The 20254-nt window shown below is 61.8% G+C and carries 17 protein-coding genes; 9 read left to right on the forward strand and 8 right to left on the reverse strand.

The genetic code is table 11. The features are described 5' to 3' along the window. The first annotated feature begins 9 nt into the window (after positions 1-9). Both AC1DXW_RS19075 and AC1DXW_RS19080 read left to right on the forward strand, forming a co-directional pair. Complete coding sequence (locus tag AC1DXW_RS19075) at positions 10-1155, forward strand: sterol desaturase/SRPBCC family protein (protein WP_477755529.1); 1146 nt, start codon at positions 10-12, stop codon at positions 1153-1155. Continuing rightward, entirely contained in the window at positions 1152-2231 is a 1080-nt protein-coding gene (locus tag AC1DXW_RS19080; RefSeq protein ID WP_477755530.1) for an SMP-30/gluconolactonase/LRE family protein, read from the forward strand. The genes AC1DXW_RS19075 and AC1DXW_RS19080 overlap by 4 nt, the downstream gene beginning before the upstream one ends. A 135-nt stretch (positions 2232-2366) precedes the next feature. On the opposite strand, the gene AC1DXW_RS19085 is transcribed toward AC1DXW_RS19080, so the two are convergent. The 4 genes from AC1DXW_RS19085 to AC1DXW_RS19100 all read right to left on the reverse strand — a co-directional run bounded on the left by AC1DXW_RS19085 (position 2367) and on the right by AC1DXW_RS19100 (position 6087). After that, positions 2367-2528, reverse strand: a complete 162-nt coding sequence (locus tag AC1DXW_RS19085; RefSeq protein ID WP_477755531.1) for a hypothetical protein — start codon at positions 2526-2528, stop codon at positions 2367-2369. 108 nt (positions 2529-2636) lie between these two features. Next, a complete protein-coding gene (locus AC1DXW_RS19090) occupies positions 2637-2870 on the reverse strand; it encodes a DUF465 domain-containing protein (RefSeq protein WP_046038510.1) in 234 nt (77 codons plus the stop codon). Between the two features lie 173 nt (positions 2871-3043). Then, complete coding sequence (locus tag AC1DXW_RS19095; protein ID WP_477760322.1) at positions 3044-5155, reverse strand: hybrid sensor histidine kinase/response regulator; 2112 nt, start codon at positions 5153-5155, stop codon at positions 3044-3046. A 242-nt stretch (positions 5156-5397) separates the two neighbouring features. After that, on the reverse strand, positions 5398-6087 hold the full coding sequence (locus tag AC1DXW_RS19100) for a GntR family transcriptional regulator (RefSeq protein ID WP_007987445.1): 690 nt from the start codon (positions 6085-6087) through the stop codon (positions 5398-5400). Positions 6088-6227: 140 nt separating this feature from the next. Between AC1DXW_RS19100 and AC1DXW_RS19105 the strand changes: the two genes are divergently transcribed. The 7 genes from AC1DXW_RS19105 (at position 6228) to AC1DXW_RS19135 (ending at position 13598) form a co-directional block, all read left to right on the forward strand. Next, positions 6228-7313: an ABC transporter ATP-binding protein gene (locus tag AC1DXW_RS19105; protein ID WP_477755208.1), complete on the forward strand. Its 1086-nt coding sequence runs from the start codon at positions 6228-6230 to the stop codon at positions 7311-7313. Between the two features lies 1 nt (position 7314). Continuing rightward, complete coding sequence (locus AC1DXW_RS19110; RefSeq protein ID WP_477755207.1) at positions 7315-8232, forward strand: ABC transporter permease; 918 nt, start codon at positions 7315-7317, stop codon at positions 8230-8232. Beyond that, the gene (locus AC1DXW_RS19115; RefSeq protein ID WP_007995935.1) at positions 8229-9017 is read left to right on the forward strand and encodes an ABC transporter permease; all 789 of its coding nucleotides are present in this window, start codon (positions 8229-8231) and stop codon (positions 9015-9017) included. The genes AC1DXW_RS19110 and AC1DXW_RS19115 overlap by 4 nt, the downstream gene beginning before the upstream one ends. A 16-nt stretch (positions 9018-9033) precedes the next feature. Further along, complete coding sequence (locus AC1DXW_RS19120) at positions 9034-10086, forward strand: extracellular solute-binding protein (RefSeq protein WP_477755206.1); 1053 nt, start codon at positions 9034-9036, stop codon at positions 10084-10086. A 156-nt stretch (positions 10087-10242) separates the two neighbouring features. After that, on the forward strand, positions 10243-11439 hold the full coding sequence (locus tag AC1DXW_RS19125; RefSeq protein ID WP_477755205.1) for an amidohydrolase family protein: 1197 nt from the start codon (positions 10243-10245) through the stop codon (positions 11437-11439). Then, positions 11436-12923, forward strand: coding sequence for an amidohydrolase family protein (locus AC1DXW_RS19130; protein WP_477760323.1), 1488 nt, complete (start codon positions 11436-11438; stop codon positions 12921-12923). The genes AC1DXW_RS19125 and AC1DXW_RS19130 overlap by 4 nt, the downstream gene beginning before the upstream one ends. A 12-nt stretch (positions 12924-12935) precedes the next feature. Then, positions 12936-13598 (forward strand): flavin reductase family protein, encoded by a 663-nt coding sequence (locus tag AC1DXW_RS19135; RefSeq protein WP_477755203.1) that lies wholly within the window; start codon positions 12936-12938, stop codon positions 13596-13598. A 133-nt stretch (positions 13599-13731) separates the two neighbouring features. Here AC1DXW_RS19135 and AC1DXW_RS19140 read toward each other — a convergent pair whose 3' ends face one another. Genes AC1DXW_RS19140 through lexA form a run of 4 tightly spaced genes read right to left on the reverse strand, consistent with a single transcriptional unit; the run spans position 13732 to position 19463 of the window. After that, the gene (locus AC1DXW_RS19140; RefSeq protein WP_477755202.1) at positions 13732-16830 is read right to left on the reverse strand and encodes an error-prone DNA polymerase; all 3099 of its coding nucleotides are present in this window, start codon (positions 16828-16830) and stop codon (positions 13732-13734) included. Then, a complete protein-coding gene (locus AC1DXW_RS19145; protein ID WP_477760324.1) occupies positions 16806-18221 on the reverse strand; it encodes a Y-family DNA polymerase in 1416 nt (471 codons plus the stop codon). Before AC1DXW_RS19145 ends, AC1DXW_RS19140 begins: the two co-directional genes overlap by 25 nt. Before the next feature lie 7 nt (positions 18222-18228). Further along, positions 18229-18846 (reverse strand): translesion DNA synthesis-associated protein ImuA, encoded by a 618-nt coding sequence (imuA, locus tag AC1DXW_RS19150; protein ID WP_223462842.1) that lies wholly within the window; start codon positions 18844-18846, stop codon positions 18229-18231. Continuing rightward, entirely contained in the window at positions 18846-19463 is a 618-nt protein-coding gene (gene lexA / locus AC1DXW_RS19155; RefSeq protein ID WP_347906995.1) for a transcriptional repressor LexA, read from the reverse strand. The genes imuA and lexA overlap by 1 nt, the downstream gene beginning before the upstream one ends. Positions 19464-20254 lie beyond the last annotated feature (791 nt).

Below are 20254 nucleotides of genomic sequence, written 5' to 3' on the forward strand. Positions count from 1 at the left end.
GTGATTGCAGTGAGGCAGACCACCGAAGGATTCCGCAGCCGTTACCGCGCCGACATTCATCCGCTCTACAACCCTTGGCTGCACGGCGCTTTTGTCCTGTTGTTCGGGGCGCTGGCGATCAGCGCTTTCTGGAGCACCGTACATCAGGTGCGGCCAACAGAATGGCTGGCGGTGCCCGTCACGCTGCTGCTGTTCAACCTCGGCGTGTACAGGGTGCATCGCCACCTGGGTCATCATAGAAAGGGCTTCGCCCGGCTGTTTTATGCCCGCCACGCCGGCGACCACCACAGCTTTTTCACCCCCGGCCACATGACCTACGACAGCGCCCGCGACTGGCGGGTGATACTGTTTCCGGCATGGCTGATCGTGCTGCACACCCTCGCCGTCGCCCTGCCACTCTGGTGGCTGCTCAAGCACATCAATACCAACGTCGCCGGATTGGTCGGCGGCCTTCTTGTCCTCGGTTACCTGACTTACGAAGTGTTTCATGCCTGCGAGCATCTGCCGTCGCACAACCGGATCACACGATTGCCGTGGATCCGCCAGATGCGCCGGTTGCACGAACTGCATCACCGCCGCGAACTGATGCAGGAGCGTAATTTCAACATCGTTTTCCCGCTGATGGACTACCTGTTCGGCACCCTCTACTGGGAACCGGAACCTGTGCCGCTCAACCCGACGAGAACGCCCATGACCCGCATGCAGCATCAGGTTGTCATTGCCGGAAACCCGATCAATGTACTGGCCTACGCCAGCACCGTGACCCTTTGGCCGCAATGGCATCCGTCGTCGCTGCATATCGATGGGCCGAAAGGCCCGTTGCATGCTGGCGCACGTTTCGAAGAGGACATCCGCGCTGGTGGCCGCGACGGGCACTTGCGCTGGGAGGTAGCGGAGTACTTGCCCGGACGGCGCTGGAGCGCCCGGGCCCAGGGTGATCATGGCCTGTCGCTGGTGGTGACCTATGAATGCGATGCCGAGGGCAACGACACGCGTTTCGTCCGGACCCTGGAGTATCAATTCAGCGGTCTGGCGATGCGGATTGCCAACCGGTTGTTGCTCAAGCGGCGCATCGATCGGGAATCGGCGGCGTCGATGCTGGCGTTGCGCGACATGGCGCAGAAGTATCTGGCGGCGACGGGGGTCGGCGCGTGAGCAGAACCTTCAAATGTCTGTTGCTGGCCATCGTCGTCATCGGCGCCTTCCTGCTGCTGATGCCGACCAAAGTGCGACCGGTGGCCTGGACGCCACAACCTGCGCCGTCCCTCACCAGCGGAATCTACGCCGACAATCAGCGGCTCAAGGGGGTGGAACGCGTCGGTGCCGCCGACATCGACGGGCCGGAAGCCTTGTTGCTGGAAAACGACACGCTCATCACCGGCCTGCACGACGGTCGCCTGATCCGCACGAGCCTGGATGGCAAGACCACCAAAGTCCTGACCGATACCGGTGGCCGGCCACTGGGCCTGGCCCGGCATCCCAATGGTCTGCTGGTGATCGCCGATGCCGTCAAAGGTTTGTTGTCCCTCGACGCCCAGGGGCGTCTGGTGGCCTTGACCACAGAGGCCGGCGGCGTTCCCTTCGGTTTTACCGACGATGTGGCCATCGATAAACCCGGTCACTACGCTTATTTCAGCGATGCTTCGAGCCGCTTTGGTTATGGCCACGACGGTGAGGCCGTGCTCGAACACGGCGGCGACGGTCGACTGCTGCGTTACGACTTCCAGACCGGCAAAACGTCGGTTGTGCTGGATAAGCTGGAGTTTGCCAACGGCGTGACCCTGGGGCCGGACGATGCCTATGTACTGGTCAATGAAACCGGGGCCTACCGCATCAGCCGTTATTGGCTCAGCGGTCCGAAGGCCGGCACCCATGACCTGTTCATCGACAACCTGCCGGGGCTGCCGGACAATCTGTCGTTCAATGGTCACGACCGGTTCTGGGTGGCACTGTATGCCCCCCGAAACGCCTTGCTCGATGGCACGGCTGCACATCCGTTCGTGCGCAAGATGATCGTGCGGGCCATGACTGTCTTGCCCAAACCCGTGGAAAGTCGCGGGTTTGCCCTGGGTCTGGACCTTGAGGGCAAAGTGATTGCCAACCTGCAGGACGGCAGCAGCGACAACTACTCACCGATCACCACAGTGCGCGAGTATGGGGATTGGTTGTATTTCGGTTCGCTGAAAGCGCAGAACATGGTGCGTTTGCCGTTGAGCAAGGCATTGCAATGAGCAGTCCCCCCTTCCTGAATTCACCGAAGTCCCCCTGTAGGAGCGAGCCTGCTCGCGATCGCGGACGGGCAGTCACCAGTGGTGTTGACTGTGCTGACGTCTTCGCAAGCAGGCTCGCTCCCACAGGGACAGCGTTCACTCGGTGTCCGAGTCGACACCTTCATCTTCCGGACATTCATCAATGCCCGGCTCTTCCTCGGGATTGACCGTGGTGTGTTCGGGGCTCAGCGGTTCGGGATGAGTGGGTATAGGGTCGTAGGCACCCTGTTGTTCACTGGGATATTCGGGCTGGGTCATGAGGCACCTCGTTGAGAGCCGTAACATTGGTCTCTGAGCATTCGAGGTGCCGGTTCTGGTTGCCGTTCCAACTTTCCGGCCACCGCTCGTCGGTGGCAGCACGCTGGGTCAGGATGTCGAGCCCAGTTGCTTGACGATCTTGTCCTTGACCAGCAGGCGAGCCTCCTTGAGTTTCCTTACGGTGTCATCGTTGGACTTGGCCTCCTCTGCTTTCACCACTTCGGCATCCGCCTGGGAATACTTGTTAAGCAGTGAATCCAGTAACGGATCCTTGGTGCGTTTCTGCTGGACTTCTTCCTTTGAGCGTTTCAGATCCTGATAAAGGTCATGGGGCACCGGCATGGAACACCTCCGTTTGTTGATCGGCAGCGAAACGCGATCAATTGCGTTCACCAACTATCAGAATGGCCTCGGTTAGCCCGTTCTGTCGACCACCTGTCAGACCAGCGGCGTCCGTTCGTCGTCCTGTCGCACAGGCGATAAAACCTTTGCCTGCACCCGCGCCTCCACTGGTTTCAGCCGTTAAGCACCGTGCGCACCATTTGCCTGAGTGCTTCGGGATTGTAGGGTTTGCTCAGCAGGTGGGTGTCGGGGCTGAGCTGGTGATTACGCGAGATGATGTCGCGGGTATGCCCCGAGGTGAACAGCACGGCCACCGGTGGTTCCTGCACTTTCGCCCAGGCCGCCAGGTCCGAACTCTTGATCAGGCCGGGCATGACCACGTCGGTGAATATCAGGTCCACCGCCAGCCCTTCCAGCAACATTTGCATGGCGACGTCACCGTTGGTGGCCGTGAGGACCTGATAACCCTCTTCGCGCAACAACTCCACCGCCGATACCCGCACCGCCTCATTGTCTTCGACCACCAGAATACGCTCGTGGCCACCCCGTTGCGGCACGTCGGGGTTCGGTGTTTCGCTGGGTGCCGAGCGCAAGGTGCGCGGGAAATACAGCTGCACCCGGGTGCCCTGCCCGACGGCGCTGGCAATTTCGATATGACCGCCACTCTGTTTGACGAAACCAAACACCATACTCAAGCCCAATCCGGTGCCCTGACCGTCGGCCTTGGTGGTGAAGAATGGCTCGAACGCCTGGGCCAGCACCTGCGGCGGCATGCCGACGCCGGTGTCCGCCACGGACACCCGTACATAGTCCCCGGCAGCAATGCCCTTGCCGGCGCAAAATTGGCGACCCAGGACGATGTTGTCCGCGCAAAGATCAATGGTCCCCTCACCCTGCATGGCGTCCCGGGCATTGATCGCCAGGTTGAGAATGGCGTTTTCCAGTTGATTGCGATCGACAAACACATTCCAGGAATCCTCAGGCGCTGCCATGTGCACCTGAAGGGTTTCACCCAAGGCACGTTGCAACAGCTCCGCCAGGCCATCGAAAATCTGCCGCAACGTGAAGACCGCAGGCGACAACGGTTGGCGACGGGCGAATGCAAGCAATTGCGAGGACAGCTTGGCACCGCGCTCGACCGCGGCAATCGACGCCGAGACCCGGCGTTGCACATTGGGGTTATTCGGCTCATGGCGTGCCAACAGGTGCAGGTTGCCAGCGATCACTTGCAACAGGTTGTTGAAGTCATGGGCCACACCGCCGGTGAGGCCACCGATGGCTTCGAGTTTCTGTGACTGGCGCAGTTGTTCTTCCGCCGCCAGCCGCGCCTCGACCTCATCGGCCACCCGCTGCTCCAGGTTGCGGGTGAACTTGAGCAGGGATTCTTCGGCGGTCTTGCGTTCGTGAATATCGATCAGCACACCAGGGAAACGAAATGCCTCGCCTTGCTCATCGAATTCACAGCAACCGCTGGCGAGCACCCAGAAGTAACTGCCGTCGGGACGCCGGATCCGGTACTCGACGTTGTAGGGTTCGCCCGTCTCGACCGACAGTGTGACCCGTTCCTGGACCCAGCTGCGGTCGTCCGGATGGATCCGCCCTTCGACGATCTCCTGTGACAGATTGCCCAAGTCTTGCCCGGGTGGATAAGAGAACGTGCGAGCGAATCGCTCATCACCCGACAACACGTTGGTCTTGATGTCCCAGACAAAGGAACCGAGCAAGGCACCGGCGTTCAATGCCAGGCGCACCCGCTCGTTATCCGCACGATAAGCGTCTTCAGCCACTTGTCGCCGGTGCTCGGATATCACCCGCTCCGTGGTTTCCACCACCATGGACATGACCCCGGCCGGACGTCCGTCATCATCAGCCACCGGGCTGTAGTAGAGGTCCATCCAGACATGTTCCGGAACCCCGTCACGCAGCAGCACCAGTTCTTTGTTGCGATAGGACAAGGTGCCGCCCGCCAGGCAGGTGTCGACTACGTGGCGATTGAATTCGGCGACTTCTGGCCAACCCAGCTCCACCGTAGACCCCAGCAGGTACGGATGACGCCCACCGGCAAACTTGGAGTAAGCATCGTTATAGATCATGTACCCGGGCTGCCCCCAGAGCATCACCATCGGCAGCGAGGACGCGAGCATCAACTGCACCGCGCTGCTCAGGCTCCTGGACCATGAATCGAGTGGGCCAAGTTCGGTCAGGCTCCAGTCGAACGCACGAATGCGCCCGGCCATTTCGCCGTTCCACCCGGAACACCCGTGGCTATCCTCGAGAAACTGCATGGTTTGACTCTATCCCGGTAAGTTGCACCCGTTTGTTTCGAGCATCCTGCACACTATTCGTTTCATAGAGGTATAGCTGATTCTCGCGGGCCTTTGCAGAACCCTTGTAGGAGTGAGCCGGCTCCGGGCGGCGTTCCGACGATAGCGGTGCGTCAGACGACATCCATGTCGACTGTACCGTTGTTATCGTCGGAACGCCGCCCGGACCTGGCTCGCTCCTACAGTTTGGTGTTCAGAGGGGTCTACACCTCAATCAGGTGCTTTAGCGGGTTGTAACTGCTTTTCAGGGTTGCCGCGACATCCAGAATGGCCTTCTCGATGCCATTCAAGTGCATGCAGGTCAGCTCGATGGCCGCGCTCTGGTTGCCCGCCTCGATGTACTCGATCAGCCGCAGGTGTTCGTCGTCGCGGCAGGCCTCGTGACTGTCGTCATCCAGTGCGGCGGCATACAGCGACGCCCGGGAAATCAGCTTTTGGAACCAGTCGAGCAACACCGGGTTGTTCAGGCTGCGGGCCAGCTTGATGTGGAACTCGCCGAGCAGGTGAATCAGCCGTTCGTGATCACCGCTCTGATGCGCTTCATCTTCCAGCAGCAAATGATCGCGCAGGTCCTGGGTCACCGCTGTATCACGCCGACGGCACAGTTCGCTGACGATACCGATCTCGATCAAACGCCGGGTTTCGAACAACGAGCGGATCTCTTCGTCACTCGGCAACGACACCGATGCACCTTTATTGGGCTCGGTGGTGACCAGTCCATCGGCCTCCAATTGCTTGAGCGCGGCCCGAACGGACGTGCGGCTGACATTGAAAAGCTCGGCCAGTGAGGCTTCGCCGAGTTTCATGCCCGGACGCAACGAGCGTTTGCTGATCGCCTCGTAAACCCCTTGGTAGACGCGGTCGACCGTGGTTTCCAGTTTCTTTTCCGTCATTCATCAACTCCTCGCGCCCTGTGCAACCAACCCTGGCGAGTGAACAGCCTTTGAAAAAGGGGCTTGCACGGGCAGATTAATCCGGGTATTTCTAAATTGCATCCAGATTTTGCATACAATAATTAGAGGAATGCACCATAATGGGTCATCCAACAGCAATCGAAGTGCGAAACGTCTCAAAGCGATATTCCGACGATCCGGGGCTGGCACCCGCCCTCGATAACGTCTCGGTCGACATTGCCGACAACGAATTCTTCACCCTGCTCGGCCCCTCCGGCTGCGGCAAAACCACCTTGCTGCGCACCATTGCCGGCTTCGAGCACGTCAGCGACGGTGTGATTCGCCTCGCGGGCGAGCCGGTCAACGATTTGCCGCCGTTCAAGCGTCGGGTCAACACGGTGTTCCAGAGTTACGCGCTGTTTCCGCACATGAGTGTTGCGCAGAATATCGCCTTCGGCCTCGAGATGCAGGGCCTTGATCGCAAGCTGATTGCGCAGCGTGTCGAGGAAATGCTCGCGCTGGTGCAAATGCAGCACCTGGCCAGGCGCAAACCGGCCGAACTGTCCGGCGGGCAACAGCAACGGGTGGCTCTGGCCCGGGCCCTGGCACCGAAACCCAAAGTGCTGTTGCTGGATGAACCGCTGTCGGCCCTGGACCTCAAGCTGCGCAAGGAAATGCAGGTCGAACTCAAGCGTGTGCAGAAAGAAGCCGGGATCACCTTTATTTTCGTCACCCACGATCAGGAAGAGGCGCTGACCCTGTCCGATCGCATTGCCGTGATGTCCGCCGGCAAGATCCTGCAAATCGGCACGCCCAACGAGATCTACGAACGGCCGCAACACCAGTTCGTCGCGCAATTCATCGGCGACATCAACTTCCTCCCCGGCCACATCAAGCGCGGCCAGCAGAACGAAAAGCTCTTCGTGCCCAACGGCATGCCCGTGGAAATCCCCTGCCTGGCCCAGGGCTTTGACGGCAGCAAGGTGCAACTGGCGTTCCGCCCCGAGCGTTCGCAACTGGTCGAGCCGACGCAGCCCCATCACCTGCGCGGCGTGATCGAAGCCGTGCTGTATGTCGGCACGGCCACGCTCTACCAATGCCGCCTGAACAACGACATCAAGGTCATGCTGCGCGAGAACAACGAAGGCCTGAACCACGGCCGGGTGGTGGGTGATCGCGTCGCGGTCAACCTGCCGCCACACGCCTGCCTGTTGATGGAGGCCTGAGATGAGCGTCAGCAGCACTTCTCCAGCCCTCAACCGTGCGCTGCTGCTCAGCCCGGTGCTCCTGACCCTGCTGGCCCTGATCGCCATTCCGCTGGGCATCATGGGCTACATCAGCCTGTTGCCACGCAACGTCTATGGTGGCGTCGACTGGCAGGCCAACTGGCAATTGCAAAGTTACGTTCAGCTGTTTTTCCAGGAAGGTTTCGACGGTGAACTGGAACTGAACTGGGTCTACGCCCAGGCACTGATCCGCTCGGTGTTTCAGGCCGGTGGCACCACGGTCCTGTGTTTCCTGTTCGGCTTCCCGGTGGCGCTGTGGATGTCGAGCCTGACGCCCCGCCGACGCAACCTGATGGTGTTGCTGATCACCATCCCGTTCTGGACCAACCTGCTGATCCGCAACTATGCGTGGCTGATCATCCTGCGCGAACACGGCTGGATTGCCCAGAGCCTCAACGCGCTGTTGCCGCAAGCCGGGGGCATCACCCTGCTCTACAACGACTTCGCGGTCAGCGTCGGCCTGGTCTACAGCTTCCTGCCGTTCATGATCCTGCCGATCTACTCGACCCTGGAAAAACTCGACTGGCGCCTGGTGGAAGCCGCCTACGACCTGGGTGCCAACCGCTGGCACGCGTTGCGCCGGATCATCCTGCCGCTGTCGATGCCGGGCGTGATCGCAGGTGCCTTGCTGGTGTTCGTACCGAGCCTGGGTGCCTTCATTACCCCGGCGATCCTCGGCGGCGGCAAGACGCTGATGATCGGCAACCTGATCCAGCAGCAATTCGGCACCGCGCGCAACTGGCCGCTGGGCAGTTCGCTGTCGTTCCTGTTGCTGGGGATCATGTTGCTGTCCCTGGTGCTCTACGCCCTCTATAGCCGCAATACCGCCAAGACCCAACGCCCAGGAGCCCAAGCATGATCGCCCTGCACCTGAAGAAACTGCCCCTGACCCGTGAAGTCAGCCTGCTGATGCTGGCCTATCTGTACCTGCCGATTTTCGTGCTGATCGCCTACAGCTTCAACGCCAACCGCTCGGCGACGGTGTGGACCGAGTTCTCGTTCGCCTGGTACGGACGCATCCTGGCCAACCCATCGATCCAGACCGCGGCGCTGAACTCGATCATCGTCGCCAGCATCGCCACGGTCTGTGCCACAGCCATTGCATTGCTCGCGGCATTGGCGACTTATCGGCCGTTCTACGGGCAGAAAATGGTCGAGGGCGGAATCAACCTGCCGCTGATCCTGCCGGAGATCGTCACCGCCGTCGCCACCCTGCTGCTGTTCATGGCGCTGGGGATCAAGCTCGGTTTGCTGACGGTCATCGTCGCCCACATCGGCTTCTGCATTCCCTTCGCTTACCTGCCAATCCGTGCGCGGCTCAACGACCTGGACAAGAGCCTGCTGGAAGCGGCGAACGACCTGTATGCCAACCCCTGGCAGGTGTTTCGCCGGGTGACCCTGCCGCTGCTGTGGCCGGCGGTGCTGTCCGGTTCGGTGTTGGCGTTCGTGGTCAGTCTCGACGATTTCATCATGACCTTCTTCGTCGCAGGTCCCGGTTCGACCACCTTGCCGGTGTACATCTTCTCGGCCATCAAGGCCGGCGTGACGCCGGAGATCAACGCGATCTCGACCCTGATGCTGGTGATTTCCATCGTGCTGGTGGTGCTGGCCTTCTGGCTGGGACAGCGCGGCAAACAACAATGAGCCTGGAGCGTTAACAATGATCCTGAAAAGCATGCGTTACGGCGTCGCCGGTCTGGCCCTCAGTTGCTTCACCGTTTTCACCGCCCAGGCCGCCGAGCCCAAGGAACTGTTCTTCTACAACTGGACCGACTACTACCCGGTCGACCTGCTGGCCAAGTTCGAAAAGGAGACCGGGATCAAGGTCACCATGGACGGCTACGACAGCAACGAAACCCTGCTGGCCAAGTTACAGGCCGGTGGTGCGGCGTACGACGTGATCGTGCCATCGCAATCGATCATGCGCACCCTGATCAATCAAGACCTGCTGCTGGAAATCGACGCCTCGGCCCTGCCCAACTTCCAGTACGTCAAACCGGCGTTCCGCGACCCGAGCTTCGACCCCGGTCGCAAGTTCTCGGCGCCGTACCTGTGGGGCACCACCGGGTTCTCCTATGACAGCGCCCGGGTGCCCGGCGGCAAGCTCGACGACTCGTGGAAAGAGTTCTTCGAGCCGCGCAAGGAACTGCAAGGCCAGCTCGCCGCCCTCGACACCTCCAGCAGTGTGATCAACGCCGCCAGCCACTACCTGAATGTCGACGAATGCAGCGAAAACCCGCAGGACGCCAAGCGCATCCTCGAACTGCTGCAAAAACAGAAACCCTTCCTGAAGATGTACAGCTCGGACAACACCGTCGACCGCATGGCCTCCGGTGAAGTGATCATGATGCAGAACTGGAACGGTTCTACAGCGCGGGCCACCTTGCAGAAGAGCACCATCAAGTACGTGTATCCGAAGGAAGGCCTGGCGATGTTCCAGGACAACTTCGCCGTACCGAAAAGCGCACCACACCCCGGCAACGCGAAGATCTTCATCGACTGGATGATGAAACCGGAAAACGCCGCCGCCGTGTCCAACGCCATCGCCTACGCCAACGGCATCCAGAGCGACAAGCTGATCGACGCCAAGTGGCGAGTGATGGACGCCATCAACATGCCCGACGAGTTCGCCTCGCGCCTGCGCCCGGAAAAGGAATGCAGCAACAAGGCGCGGGAACTGCAGGACCGGATCTGGGCCAAGCTCAAGGGCTGATTGCCTGACTTGAAACCGAGTCGTGGCCTTCGCAGGCAAGCCAGCTCCCACAGTGATTTGTGCTGATCACACATTTTGTGAACACCCCCAAACCCTGTGGGAGCGAGCTTGCTCGCGATGGGGCCCGCCAAGACACCACTGAATTTGAGGTTTGCAATGAGTCAACCCCGCTGGCTGCGCAACGTGCGCCCCTACGGCTCAACCGCCGAAGACCTGCTGATCGAAAACGGCTGCTTCAGCCAACGCCGCCCGGCCTCGACCACCGAGCTGCTCGCCACCGACATCGACGGCCAGAACCAGTTGCTCACCCCCGCCCTGGTGGAAAGCCACGTGCACCTGGACAAAACCCTCTGGGGTCAACCCTGGTGCCCCAACAGCGCCGGCCCGACCCTCAAGGACTACATTGCCAACGAACGGCGCATCCTGCGCGAAGTCACCACACCGATTGCGCAACGGGCCGGTACCCTGCTGGAAAACTGCATTGCCCGTGGCTCGCTGACCATGCGTTGCCACGTCGACATCGATCCGGAGTTCGGCCTGCATCATGTCGAGGCCATGCAGCAACTGCGCGAAAAATACCGCGACCTGATCGACCTGCAACTGGTGGTGTTCCCGCAGACCGGCCTGATCAGTCGCCCCGGCACCGCCGAACTGATGCGCGAAGCCATGGCCCTGGGTGTGGAAAACGTCGGTGGACTGGACCCGTGCGGCATCGACAACGACCCCATCGCACAACTGGATTTCGTCTTCAAACTGGCCAGCGAGTTCGACCGGGGCGTCGACATTCACCTGCATGACAAGGGTGAGCTGGGCCTGTGGCAGATCGCGCTGATCGCCGACTACACCAAGCGCTACGGCCGCCAGGGCCGGGTGATGATCAGCCACGCGTATTGCCTGGGGATGTTGCCGTGGAGCCAGGTCAAACCGGTGGCCGAGCGCCTGGCGGCGCTGGGTATTTCGCTGATGAGCTCGGCCCCGGCCGATTGCGCGGTGCCGCCATTCATGGCCTTGCGCGAAACCGGCGTGAATGTGTGCCTGGGCTCGGACGGCATTCGTGATGCCTGGTCGCCCATGGGCAACGGCGACATGCTGGAACGGGCGATGTTGCTGGCGTTCCGTTTCGATTTGAACAAGGACGAAGAACTGGCGGCGGCGTTCGAAGCGGCGACCGTCAACGGCGCCCAGGCGCTGGGTTGCGAAGCCAATCGCCTGGAGATCGGCCAGCCGGCGGACTTCCTGCTGATGCCGGTGCAAACGCTGGGCGAAGCCGTGGTTTCGCGACCGCTGCGTCAGGTCTATCGCGCAGGTCGGTTAATTGCTACGGGTGGCCGTTTGCTGGAAAGCCGTCTGTGAAGCGCATCGGCTTGCGGGCCAGTTGCGTAGTCGGCTTCGACGGCACGCAGCATGTGCTGTGGCGCGACGGCGAAGTGGTGTTCACAGGCTCGCGCATCGAGTTTGTCGGGCGCGGTTATCCGGGGCCGGTGGATCGGTGGATCGATTACGGCAACGCGTTGATCGGCCCCGGCTTCATCGATCTGGATGCCTTGGGCGATCTCGATTCCACGGTGCTGACCCTGGATAACGGCGACGAGCGCGCCATGGGCCGAATGTGGTCGGCGCAGTATCTGGCGCGTGGATCGCGGGAAAGCTACAGCCCCGAAGAGGAAGTCTTCAAATACCGCTACGCCTTCACCCAGCTGATCCGCAACGGCATAACCACCGCCATGCCGATCACCTCGATGTACTACCGCGAATGGGCCGAGACCTATGACGAATTTGCAGCGGTAGCCGGTGTGGTGGCCGAGTTGGGGCTACGCACTTACCTCGGCCCTTGCTACATGAGCGGCATGAGTTACTGGCGCACCGATGGAACCCTTGCGCACCACTGGGACGAAGCCCGGGGCATGGCCGGCCTCGATGCCGCCGAACGGTTTTTCCGGGATTTCGACGGTGCGAACAGCGGTCTGATTCGCGGCGCGCTGCTGCCCGATCGCATCCAGACCTGTACCCCGGCGCTGCTGCAACGCACCGCCGCGCTGAGTCGGGAACTGAACGCACCGATGCGCTTGCACTGCTGCCAGGGCCTCGGCGAGGTGACGATGGTCGAGCAACTGCGCGGCACCTCGTCATTGGGCTGGTTGCAGCAGCTTGGGCTTTTGACCCCGCGCAGCCTGCTGCCCCACGGCATCTACACCCGAGGCGATGACGACCTGCAACGGCTGGTGGATGGCGGTGCGAGCCTGGTGCATTGCCCCGTGGTGTTCGCCCGGGACGGCGAGGCGCTGAATTCGTTTGGCCGCTATCGGGCCAAGGGCATCAACTTCGCCCTGGGCACCGACACCTGGCCGGCGGACTTGCTGGACAACATGCGCCAGGGATTGAACATCGCTCGCCTGATGGAGGGTGGCAACGAGCTGACCAGCACGCTGGACCTATACAACGCCGCGACCCTCGGCGGTGCCAAGGCACTGGGCCGCAACGATCTCGGCCGCCTGGCACCGGGCTGCAAGGCCGACATCACCGTGTTCAATCTGCGCGGGATGCACCTGGGACCTCTCTTCGATCCGTTGAAAAATCTGGTGCTGGCCGGGCGCGGTGATGACTGCATCGCCAGCTACATCGACGGCCGTTGCGTGATGCAGGACGGCCAGGTCGAGGGCGTCGACTACCCCGCCCTGCAACGCCAGGCCCAACGCCAATTCGAAAAACTGATGCGCAGCCACAGTGACCGGGCCTTTGGCCAACCGGACTGGAAGAGCCTGTTTCAGCCCGCCATCCCGTTCGCCGACGACTACAGCGCACATTCGCCACTGAGCGCGATTGATCCACCTCTCTAGAGATTTCTGCCCATGCAAAGCTTCGACTTCAGCGCATTGAGCCCACGGGACAAGTACAAGATCCTGATCGGCAGCGTCGTGCCACGGCCGATCGCCCTGGTCACCACCGTCGACGGCGAAGGCCGGGTCAACGCGGCGCCGTTCAGCTTCTTCAATGCGCTGTCGGCCGATCCACCCATCCTCGCCCTGGGCGTGGAAAACTACGGCGACCAAAGCCCCAAGGACACCACCCGCAACATTCAGCTCAACCAGGAATTCACCGTGAACATCGTCAGCGATGCCCTGGTGGAAGCCATGAACGTCTGCGCCGTGCCCTTCGCCCCCGGCTTCGATGAACTGACCGCCGCCGGCCTCACCGCCATCCCCGGCACCACGGTCAAATGCCCGCGCATCGGCGAAGCCCCGGTGGCGCTGGAGTGCCGGCGGATGATGGCCCTGTCCATCGGCCAATCCCGGGAGATCATCTTCGGTGAAGTGCTGATGGCCCATGTGCGGGACGAACTGATCGACCCGAAAACCCTGTACATCGATCAACTGGGGCTCGACGCCATCGGACGCATGGGTGGGCATGGCTATGCGCGCACGCGGGATTACTTCGATCTGCCGACACGGTCGTTACAGGCGTGGACGGATGCACCGGGCGGTGGGGAGCGGTTTTGGCCGCTGACCAAGTAGCACGCAATGACACAACCCTGTAGGAGCGAGCCTGCTCGCGATGGTGGATAACGATAACGCGGGCTTTCTGAATGATCGCGGCGCTCTCAAGTCCATCGCGAGCAAGCTCGCTCCTACAGGGGGAGTGCATGTGTCAGTGGAAATCCCGACTGCGCACAGTAATGCCATCCAACAACGCACTCAGATCACTCAACCGCCCGGCAATCAGATGCCGCACCTCGCCCTCCTTCTCCCAGCGGCCATCGACCTTGAGCAACTGCGAGCCGACCAACACCTGGCGCTGCCGCTCGGCCAGGTCGCGCCACACCACCACGTTGACGTTGCCGAACTCGTCCTCAAGGGTGACGAAGGTCACGCCGCTGGCGGTGGCTGGGCGTTGTCGGCCGGTGACCAGCCCGGCGATGCTGACCGGCCGACCGTGCTCGACGTCCAGTAATTCCTTCGAACTGCGGCAGCGTCGCGCCTTCAACTCACCGCGTAACAGGGCCAACGGATGCGGCCCGAGGGTGGTGCCGACACTGGCGTAATCGGCTTGCAGGTCCTCACCCACGGTGGGCTTGGGCAACGCCACCGCGTCCTCCTCCTGGCTCGGCAGGCCGGCAAACAAACCCAGCTGCTTTTGTACCCCGGCCACTTCCCAGCGCGCCCGATGGCGATCACCGGCCAGGCCACGCAACGCGCCGGCATCGGCCAGTTGCTCCTGGGCGCGGGCATCGAGTCGTGCCCGTTCGCCGAGGTCGACGAGGTCGGCAAACGCGCCTTTGGAGCGTGCCGCCACGATGCGTCGGGCATCGTCCTCGCGAAACCCCTTGATCATACGCAGGCCCAGGCGAATCGCCGGTTGCGCACCGGCGATCGGCTCCAGGCTGCAATCCCAGTCACTGGCGCGCACGTCCACCGGGCGAACCTGCAAATGATGACGCCGGACGTCCTGCAGAATCTGGTCCGGGCTGTAGAACCCCATGGGCCAGCTGTTGATCAGCGCACAGGCGAAGGCCGCCGGCTCGTGGCATTTCAACCAGCAACTGGCGTACGTCAGCAAGGCAAAACTGGCCGCGTGGGACTCGGGAAAGCCGTAGCTGCCAAACCCCTTGATCTGCTCGAAGATCTGCGCGGCAAACTCGGCGGTGTAGCCGTTTTTCTTCATCCCGGCGGCCAGCCGTTCCTTGTGCGGTTCGAGCCCGCCGTGGCGTTTCCACGCGGCCATGGAGCGGCGTAGCTGGTCGGCCTCGCCGGGGCTGTAGTCGGCGGCGACGATGGCGATCTGCATGACCTGTTCCTGAAACAGCGGCACACCAAGGGTGCGCTTGAGCACCACTTCCAGTTCCGGCGACGGATAGGCCTCCGGTTCTTCCTTGTTCCGTCGCCGCAGGTACGGGTGCACCATGCCGCCCTGGATCGGCCCCGGCCGAACGATGGCGACCTCGATCACCAGATCGTAAAACGTCTTCGGCCTGAGCCTGGGCAGCATCGACATCTGCGCCCGGGACTCGATCTGGAACACGCCGATGGTGTCGGCCCGACCGATCATTTCGTAGGTGGCCGCATCTTCGGACGGGATGCTCGCCAGGCTCAGGTCCAGACCCCGGTGCCGGCGCAGCAGATCGAAACATCGGCGAATCGCACTGAGCATGCCCAGCGCCAGGATATCGACCTTGAGCAAACCGACCGCATCGAGATCATCCTTGTCCCATTGGATGATGGTGCGTTCGGCCATGGCGGCATTTTCCACCGGTACCAGACTGTCCAGCGGCTGCTCGGAAATCACGAAACCGCCGGGGTGCTGGGACAAATGCCGGGGGAAGCCGATCAGTTGCCCTGTCAGGCGGAGCACCCGGTGCAGCATCGGGCTCTCGGGGTCGAACCCGCCCTCGCGCAGACGCTCCACGGGCGGTGTCTCATCGCTCCAGTGACCGCAGCAATCGGCCAGGGCGTTGATCTGGTCCGGCGGCAAGCCCAATGCCTTGGCCACATCCCGTACCGCACCGGCGGCGTGGTAAGTGCTGACCACTGCCGTCAACGCGGCCCGGGCCCGGCCATAACGCTGGAACACGTACTGCAAGACTTCCTCGCGGCGTTCATGCTCGAAATCGACGTCGATGTCCGGCGGTTCGTTACGCTCTTTGGAGAGAAAACGCTCGAACAACAGCGTGGTGCGATCCGGATCAATTTCAGTGATGCCCAGGGCAAAACACACCGCCGAGTTGGCGGCCGAGCCGCGCCCCTGACAAAGAATGTGCTGGGTGCGGGCGAAGCGGACGATGTCGTGGACCGTCAGGAAATAGCTTTCATAGCCCAGCTCCGCGATCAGTTGCAGCTCCTTGTCGATCTGCACCAGCACTTCGCTTTTCGGCCCTTTTGGCCAACGCCACTCGATGCCTTCCGCGGTCAAATGACGCAGCCACGAGGTGGCCGAGTGCCCTTGCGGCACCAGTTCGCGGGGGTACTGGTAACGCAACTGGCCAAGTTCAAAGGTGCAGCGCCGGGCGATGTTCAGCGTTTCCGCGAGCAAGTCTGGCGGATAAAGCGCCTGCAACACATCGAGACCGCGCAGATGGCGTTCGCCGTTGGGATGCAGGCGCAACCCGGCATCGGCCACCGGCAGGTGATGACGGATCGCGGTCATGGTGTCCTGCAAGGCGCGCCGGCCGCGCGCGTGCATGTGCACATCGCCGCAAGCGACCGCAGGAATACGCAACTCCCTGGCCAGGGTCAGCAGATCGTCCAGGCGCCGGGCATCATCCTGACCGCAATGCAACTGCACAGCCAGCCACAGTCGCTCGGCGAAGACCTGCTTGAGCCAGCGGCCCTGTTCAAAGGCATCGACAGCGTCCGGCACCCACAACGCCAGCAATCCCGGCAAGGGTTCACTGAAGTCTTCGCGCAGCACCTGATACTGGCCTTTCTGCGTGCGGCGCCGGGCGCGGGTGATCAATCGGCACAGCGCCTGATAGCCCTCGAGGCTCTCCACCAGCAGCACCAGCTTCGGACCGTTCTCGATGCGTATTTCACTGCCGATGATCAGCGGCAACTCCACGGACTTCGCCGCCTGCCAGGCGCGAACGATGCCCGCCAGGGTGCATTCGTCGGTGATCGCCAGGGCTTGATAACCCTGCTTTTTCGCGCGCTGGAACAGCTCGAGGGCACTGGAGGCACCGCGCTGGAAGCTGAAGTTCGACAGGCAGTGCAGTTCGGCATAGTCGATGCTCATGCGAACCACCCCTGCAACCACAACGGGCCGTCCTCACCGACCGCCCGGTAGGCCCAGCCCTGTTGGCCGGCACGGGTTTCGATCAGGTAATAGTCACGGCGTACGTCGTCGCCGTCCCACCAGCCGGACTCGATACGCTCCGGCCCCATGAGGATGCGCGCCGAGCCCTGATGCACGGCCAACGGTTCAGTCAGCAACCAGCCCGGCCGTTTCACTGCCGCCGGCACCGCGCAGGGCTGGCTGTCGGCACTGGCCTGCCACGCACACTCGGGGCGGTGATCGGCCTGGAAGCGCAAGCCGTGCACCGCGTCATCTCCCAGCCGTGCACGCAGGCGTTCGCGCAGTTGCTCCCAGGGCAAGGACTGCTGCGGGCGATCGTCGAACAGTTCCTGATGCTGGGGCACAAAGGTCGGCAGGTCTTCGGCACGCAGGCGAAAACCGCGTACCGGTGCCTCGACCTGGACCTGCTCCAGCCGCCCCCGGGCCAGTTCGAAGAGCATCGCCGGATCGCGCTCGGCGCTGAGCAGGCCGACCTTGATGAGCGTATCCGGCAACCCGGCGTGCTCCAGGTGCAGGTCGAAACGCTGTACGCCGCTGTCACGACCGCAGAGGAACGCCGACAAGTCGCCGGTCAATCGGCGCAACGGAAACAGCAAGGCTTGATGGGACTGCACATCGAAATTGAGTTCGATACGCACATCGAAGCGGTCCGGCGGCAGGTAAAACGTCAACGCCAGCCGCCGCAACCCCAACAGGGCATCCAGATGCTTGAGCACCTGGGCCTCGAAACGCCGGGCCAGGCTATGCCTGGGCAGCGCCTGCACCTGGCTCAAGATGCGCAAGCCCATGCGCGACAAGGCCGTGGCGACCGAGGCTTCGAGGCCGATCCGGTCGACGGGCATTTGCCCCAGGTGATGCTGCAAGGCTTGATCGTCCGGAACCACCAGACCGTCATAGGCATTGGCCAGCACCCGCGCCGCCACCGGGTTGGGCGCGGCCACGATGCGGTGCCGAAACCCCAGCTCGTCGAGCTCACGGCGCAAAAGCGCTTCGAATTGCGGCCAGGCACCGAACAAGCCGAGGCTGGATTCGATCTCGAACACCAGGGCCCGGGGGTAATGCACGCTGACCTGGGAACTGAAGCGATAGGCCCAGGCGGCGAGGAACTGCTGCCAGTGTTCGATTTCAGAGGCGTCGTATTCGGCCGTGACAAAGCCTTTGCTCAAGGCCTGTGCCGCGCTCATGGACTGGCCGGGACGCAAACCCAGCGCCCGCGCCGCACTGTTGACGGCCTGCAGCACCCGGCGCTGGGCCGGGCCGGTCAGCAACGCCAGGGGTTCATCGGGATCGGCGCGCTGACGCAGTACCGCGTCCAGCGCCAATTGCGGGAAAACAATGCAGACCCAGCGCATGGCAACCTCAATGCCCCACGGCGAAGGCAATCGGCGCCGAACGGGCCAGGCCGCCGCGGCACTTGAGCACGCGCAGTTGTGCCGGTCGGGCATCGATGGCAATGCGCAGGGCCGCCGGCGAAGGGTTGATCGCTTCACCGAGGGGACGATAGGCGAAGGCCAGGGTCTGGCCGGTTTCCGCCGCCACCTGCAAGCGGCGCAAGGCGCGGTCATCGGCCTTGTGCGGCCAGCACAGCACCGCGCCGCAACTGCCCGAGCGCAGGCATTGTTCCGCGGCCCACAGCGCATCGCGCTCGCTGGCCTGGATGATCGACAACTGACGCAGATCCACTCCGGCGCCCTGCCACGCCTGGGGGTACGGCACACAAGGCGGCGCCACCAGCACGATGCGCTCGCCCGCCGCCGACAGCCGTGCCAGTGTCGGCCACACCAGTTGCAACTCGCCCACGCCCTGCCCGGCCAACAGGATTTCCGTCAGTGCCGCCTCCGGCCAGCCACCGCTGGGCAACGCGGCGTCCAGCGCAGCATGCCCGGTGGGTTGCGGGCTGGCAGCCGGTGGCGCAGGCCGGCCCTTCCAGACCTGGCCGCCATTGAACAGCGTATCCAGCGCAACGACGGCACCCATCAGCCTTGCCTCACCAGGCCACAGAACACGCCTTCGATGGCCAGGTCCCGGTCGGCTTCGACAATGATCGGCTGGTAGGCCGGGTTGCGCGGCAGCAGGCGAACCACATCGCCGACCCGCTCGAAGCGCTTGATGGTGACTTCGCCGTCGAGCCGCGCCACGACGATCTGGCCATTAACGGCCTCGGGGCTGCGGTGCACGCCCACCAGATCGCCGTCGAGGATGCCGTCCTCGATCATCGAGTCACCCCGCACCCGCAACATGTAGTCCGGCACCCGCGAGAAGATCGACGGATCGAGCAGCAAGCGGCTATGGACTTCCGCATCGGCCCCAATCGGCGCACCGGCCGCCACTCGGCCAAGCACCGGGATGTCCAGCAATTCGGGACGCGGCGGCTGCCCGAGCAGGCGAATGCCCCGGGCCTGATGCGGGTTGACCTCGATAAACCCGGCTTCGGTCAGCGCCAGCACATGCTTGCGCGCGACGCTGCGGGAGGCGAAACCGAACGCCTCGCTGATTTCAGCGAGGCTCGGAGGCTGACCGTGCTCGGCGATGCGATCGCGGATAAAGGTCAGGATGGCGGTACGGCGGGGAGTCAGAGTCGTCATGGAGTACATTTGTACTCTTTCGGCTTTTTCCTGGCAAGGACTTGTAGGAGCTGTCGAGTGAAACGAGGCTGCGATCTCTTGAGACCAGAGCAAAAAGATCGCAGCCTGCGGCAGCTCCTACAGGAAGCCGGTTCAAACGTAACGTCCAGCGCTCCGTACTCGAACAAAACGGACGATCAAAAAATAAGGCCTACCGTTCGTCGCCTTTCTAAAAAATTAGCCTCTCAAGAAAATAAAAATCCATAAAAAAAGTACAAACCGCACATTTATTCTTACAGAAATATTCTACTCAACATAGCAAGATCATTTCTGCTTGCCGAAAACTAAAATACAGATTCAAAAAGGAATTCCACAGTTCCACGCTAAAAACTATCCACACCAAAACAAAACCAAGCCACTAAGATTCCTAACATCATGCAGGACGCATCTTAAAAACATGCAGGAATCCCCCTACAACACAAAGTTCTCTCGCTTGCATCCAACAGCAAAATCAACTAATCCTTGCAACACCACTTAACACCAAGTGGCGCCCCAAAACAAAAGCAAAATGAAAAACAATAAACATGGAGAATCGCCACCCAATGACCAAAAATATTATACCCAGAGTTTCTTCCCTGGCATCCATATTCATAAAAGAACAACTAAAAGAACCCATTGCCTTTTTCTGGATCTTGATATCACCTTGTGCGATGTTCTATTTTTTTGCAACAACCAGGCAAGACCCCAACTATTTCTCGAGCAATTACATTACGATTTCAGCATGGTTTTATGCTTATATCTCTTCTAGTGTCGCATTATTT

It is taken from the genome of Pseudomonas sp. P4_C4 (assembly GCF_056402055.1).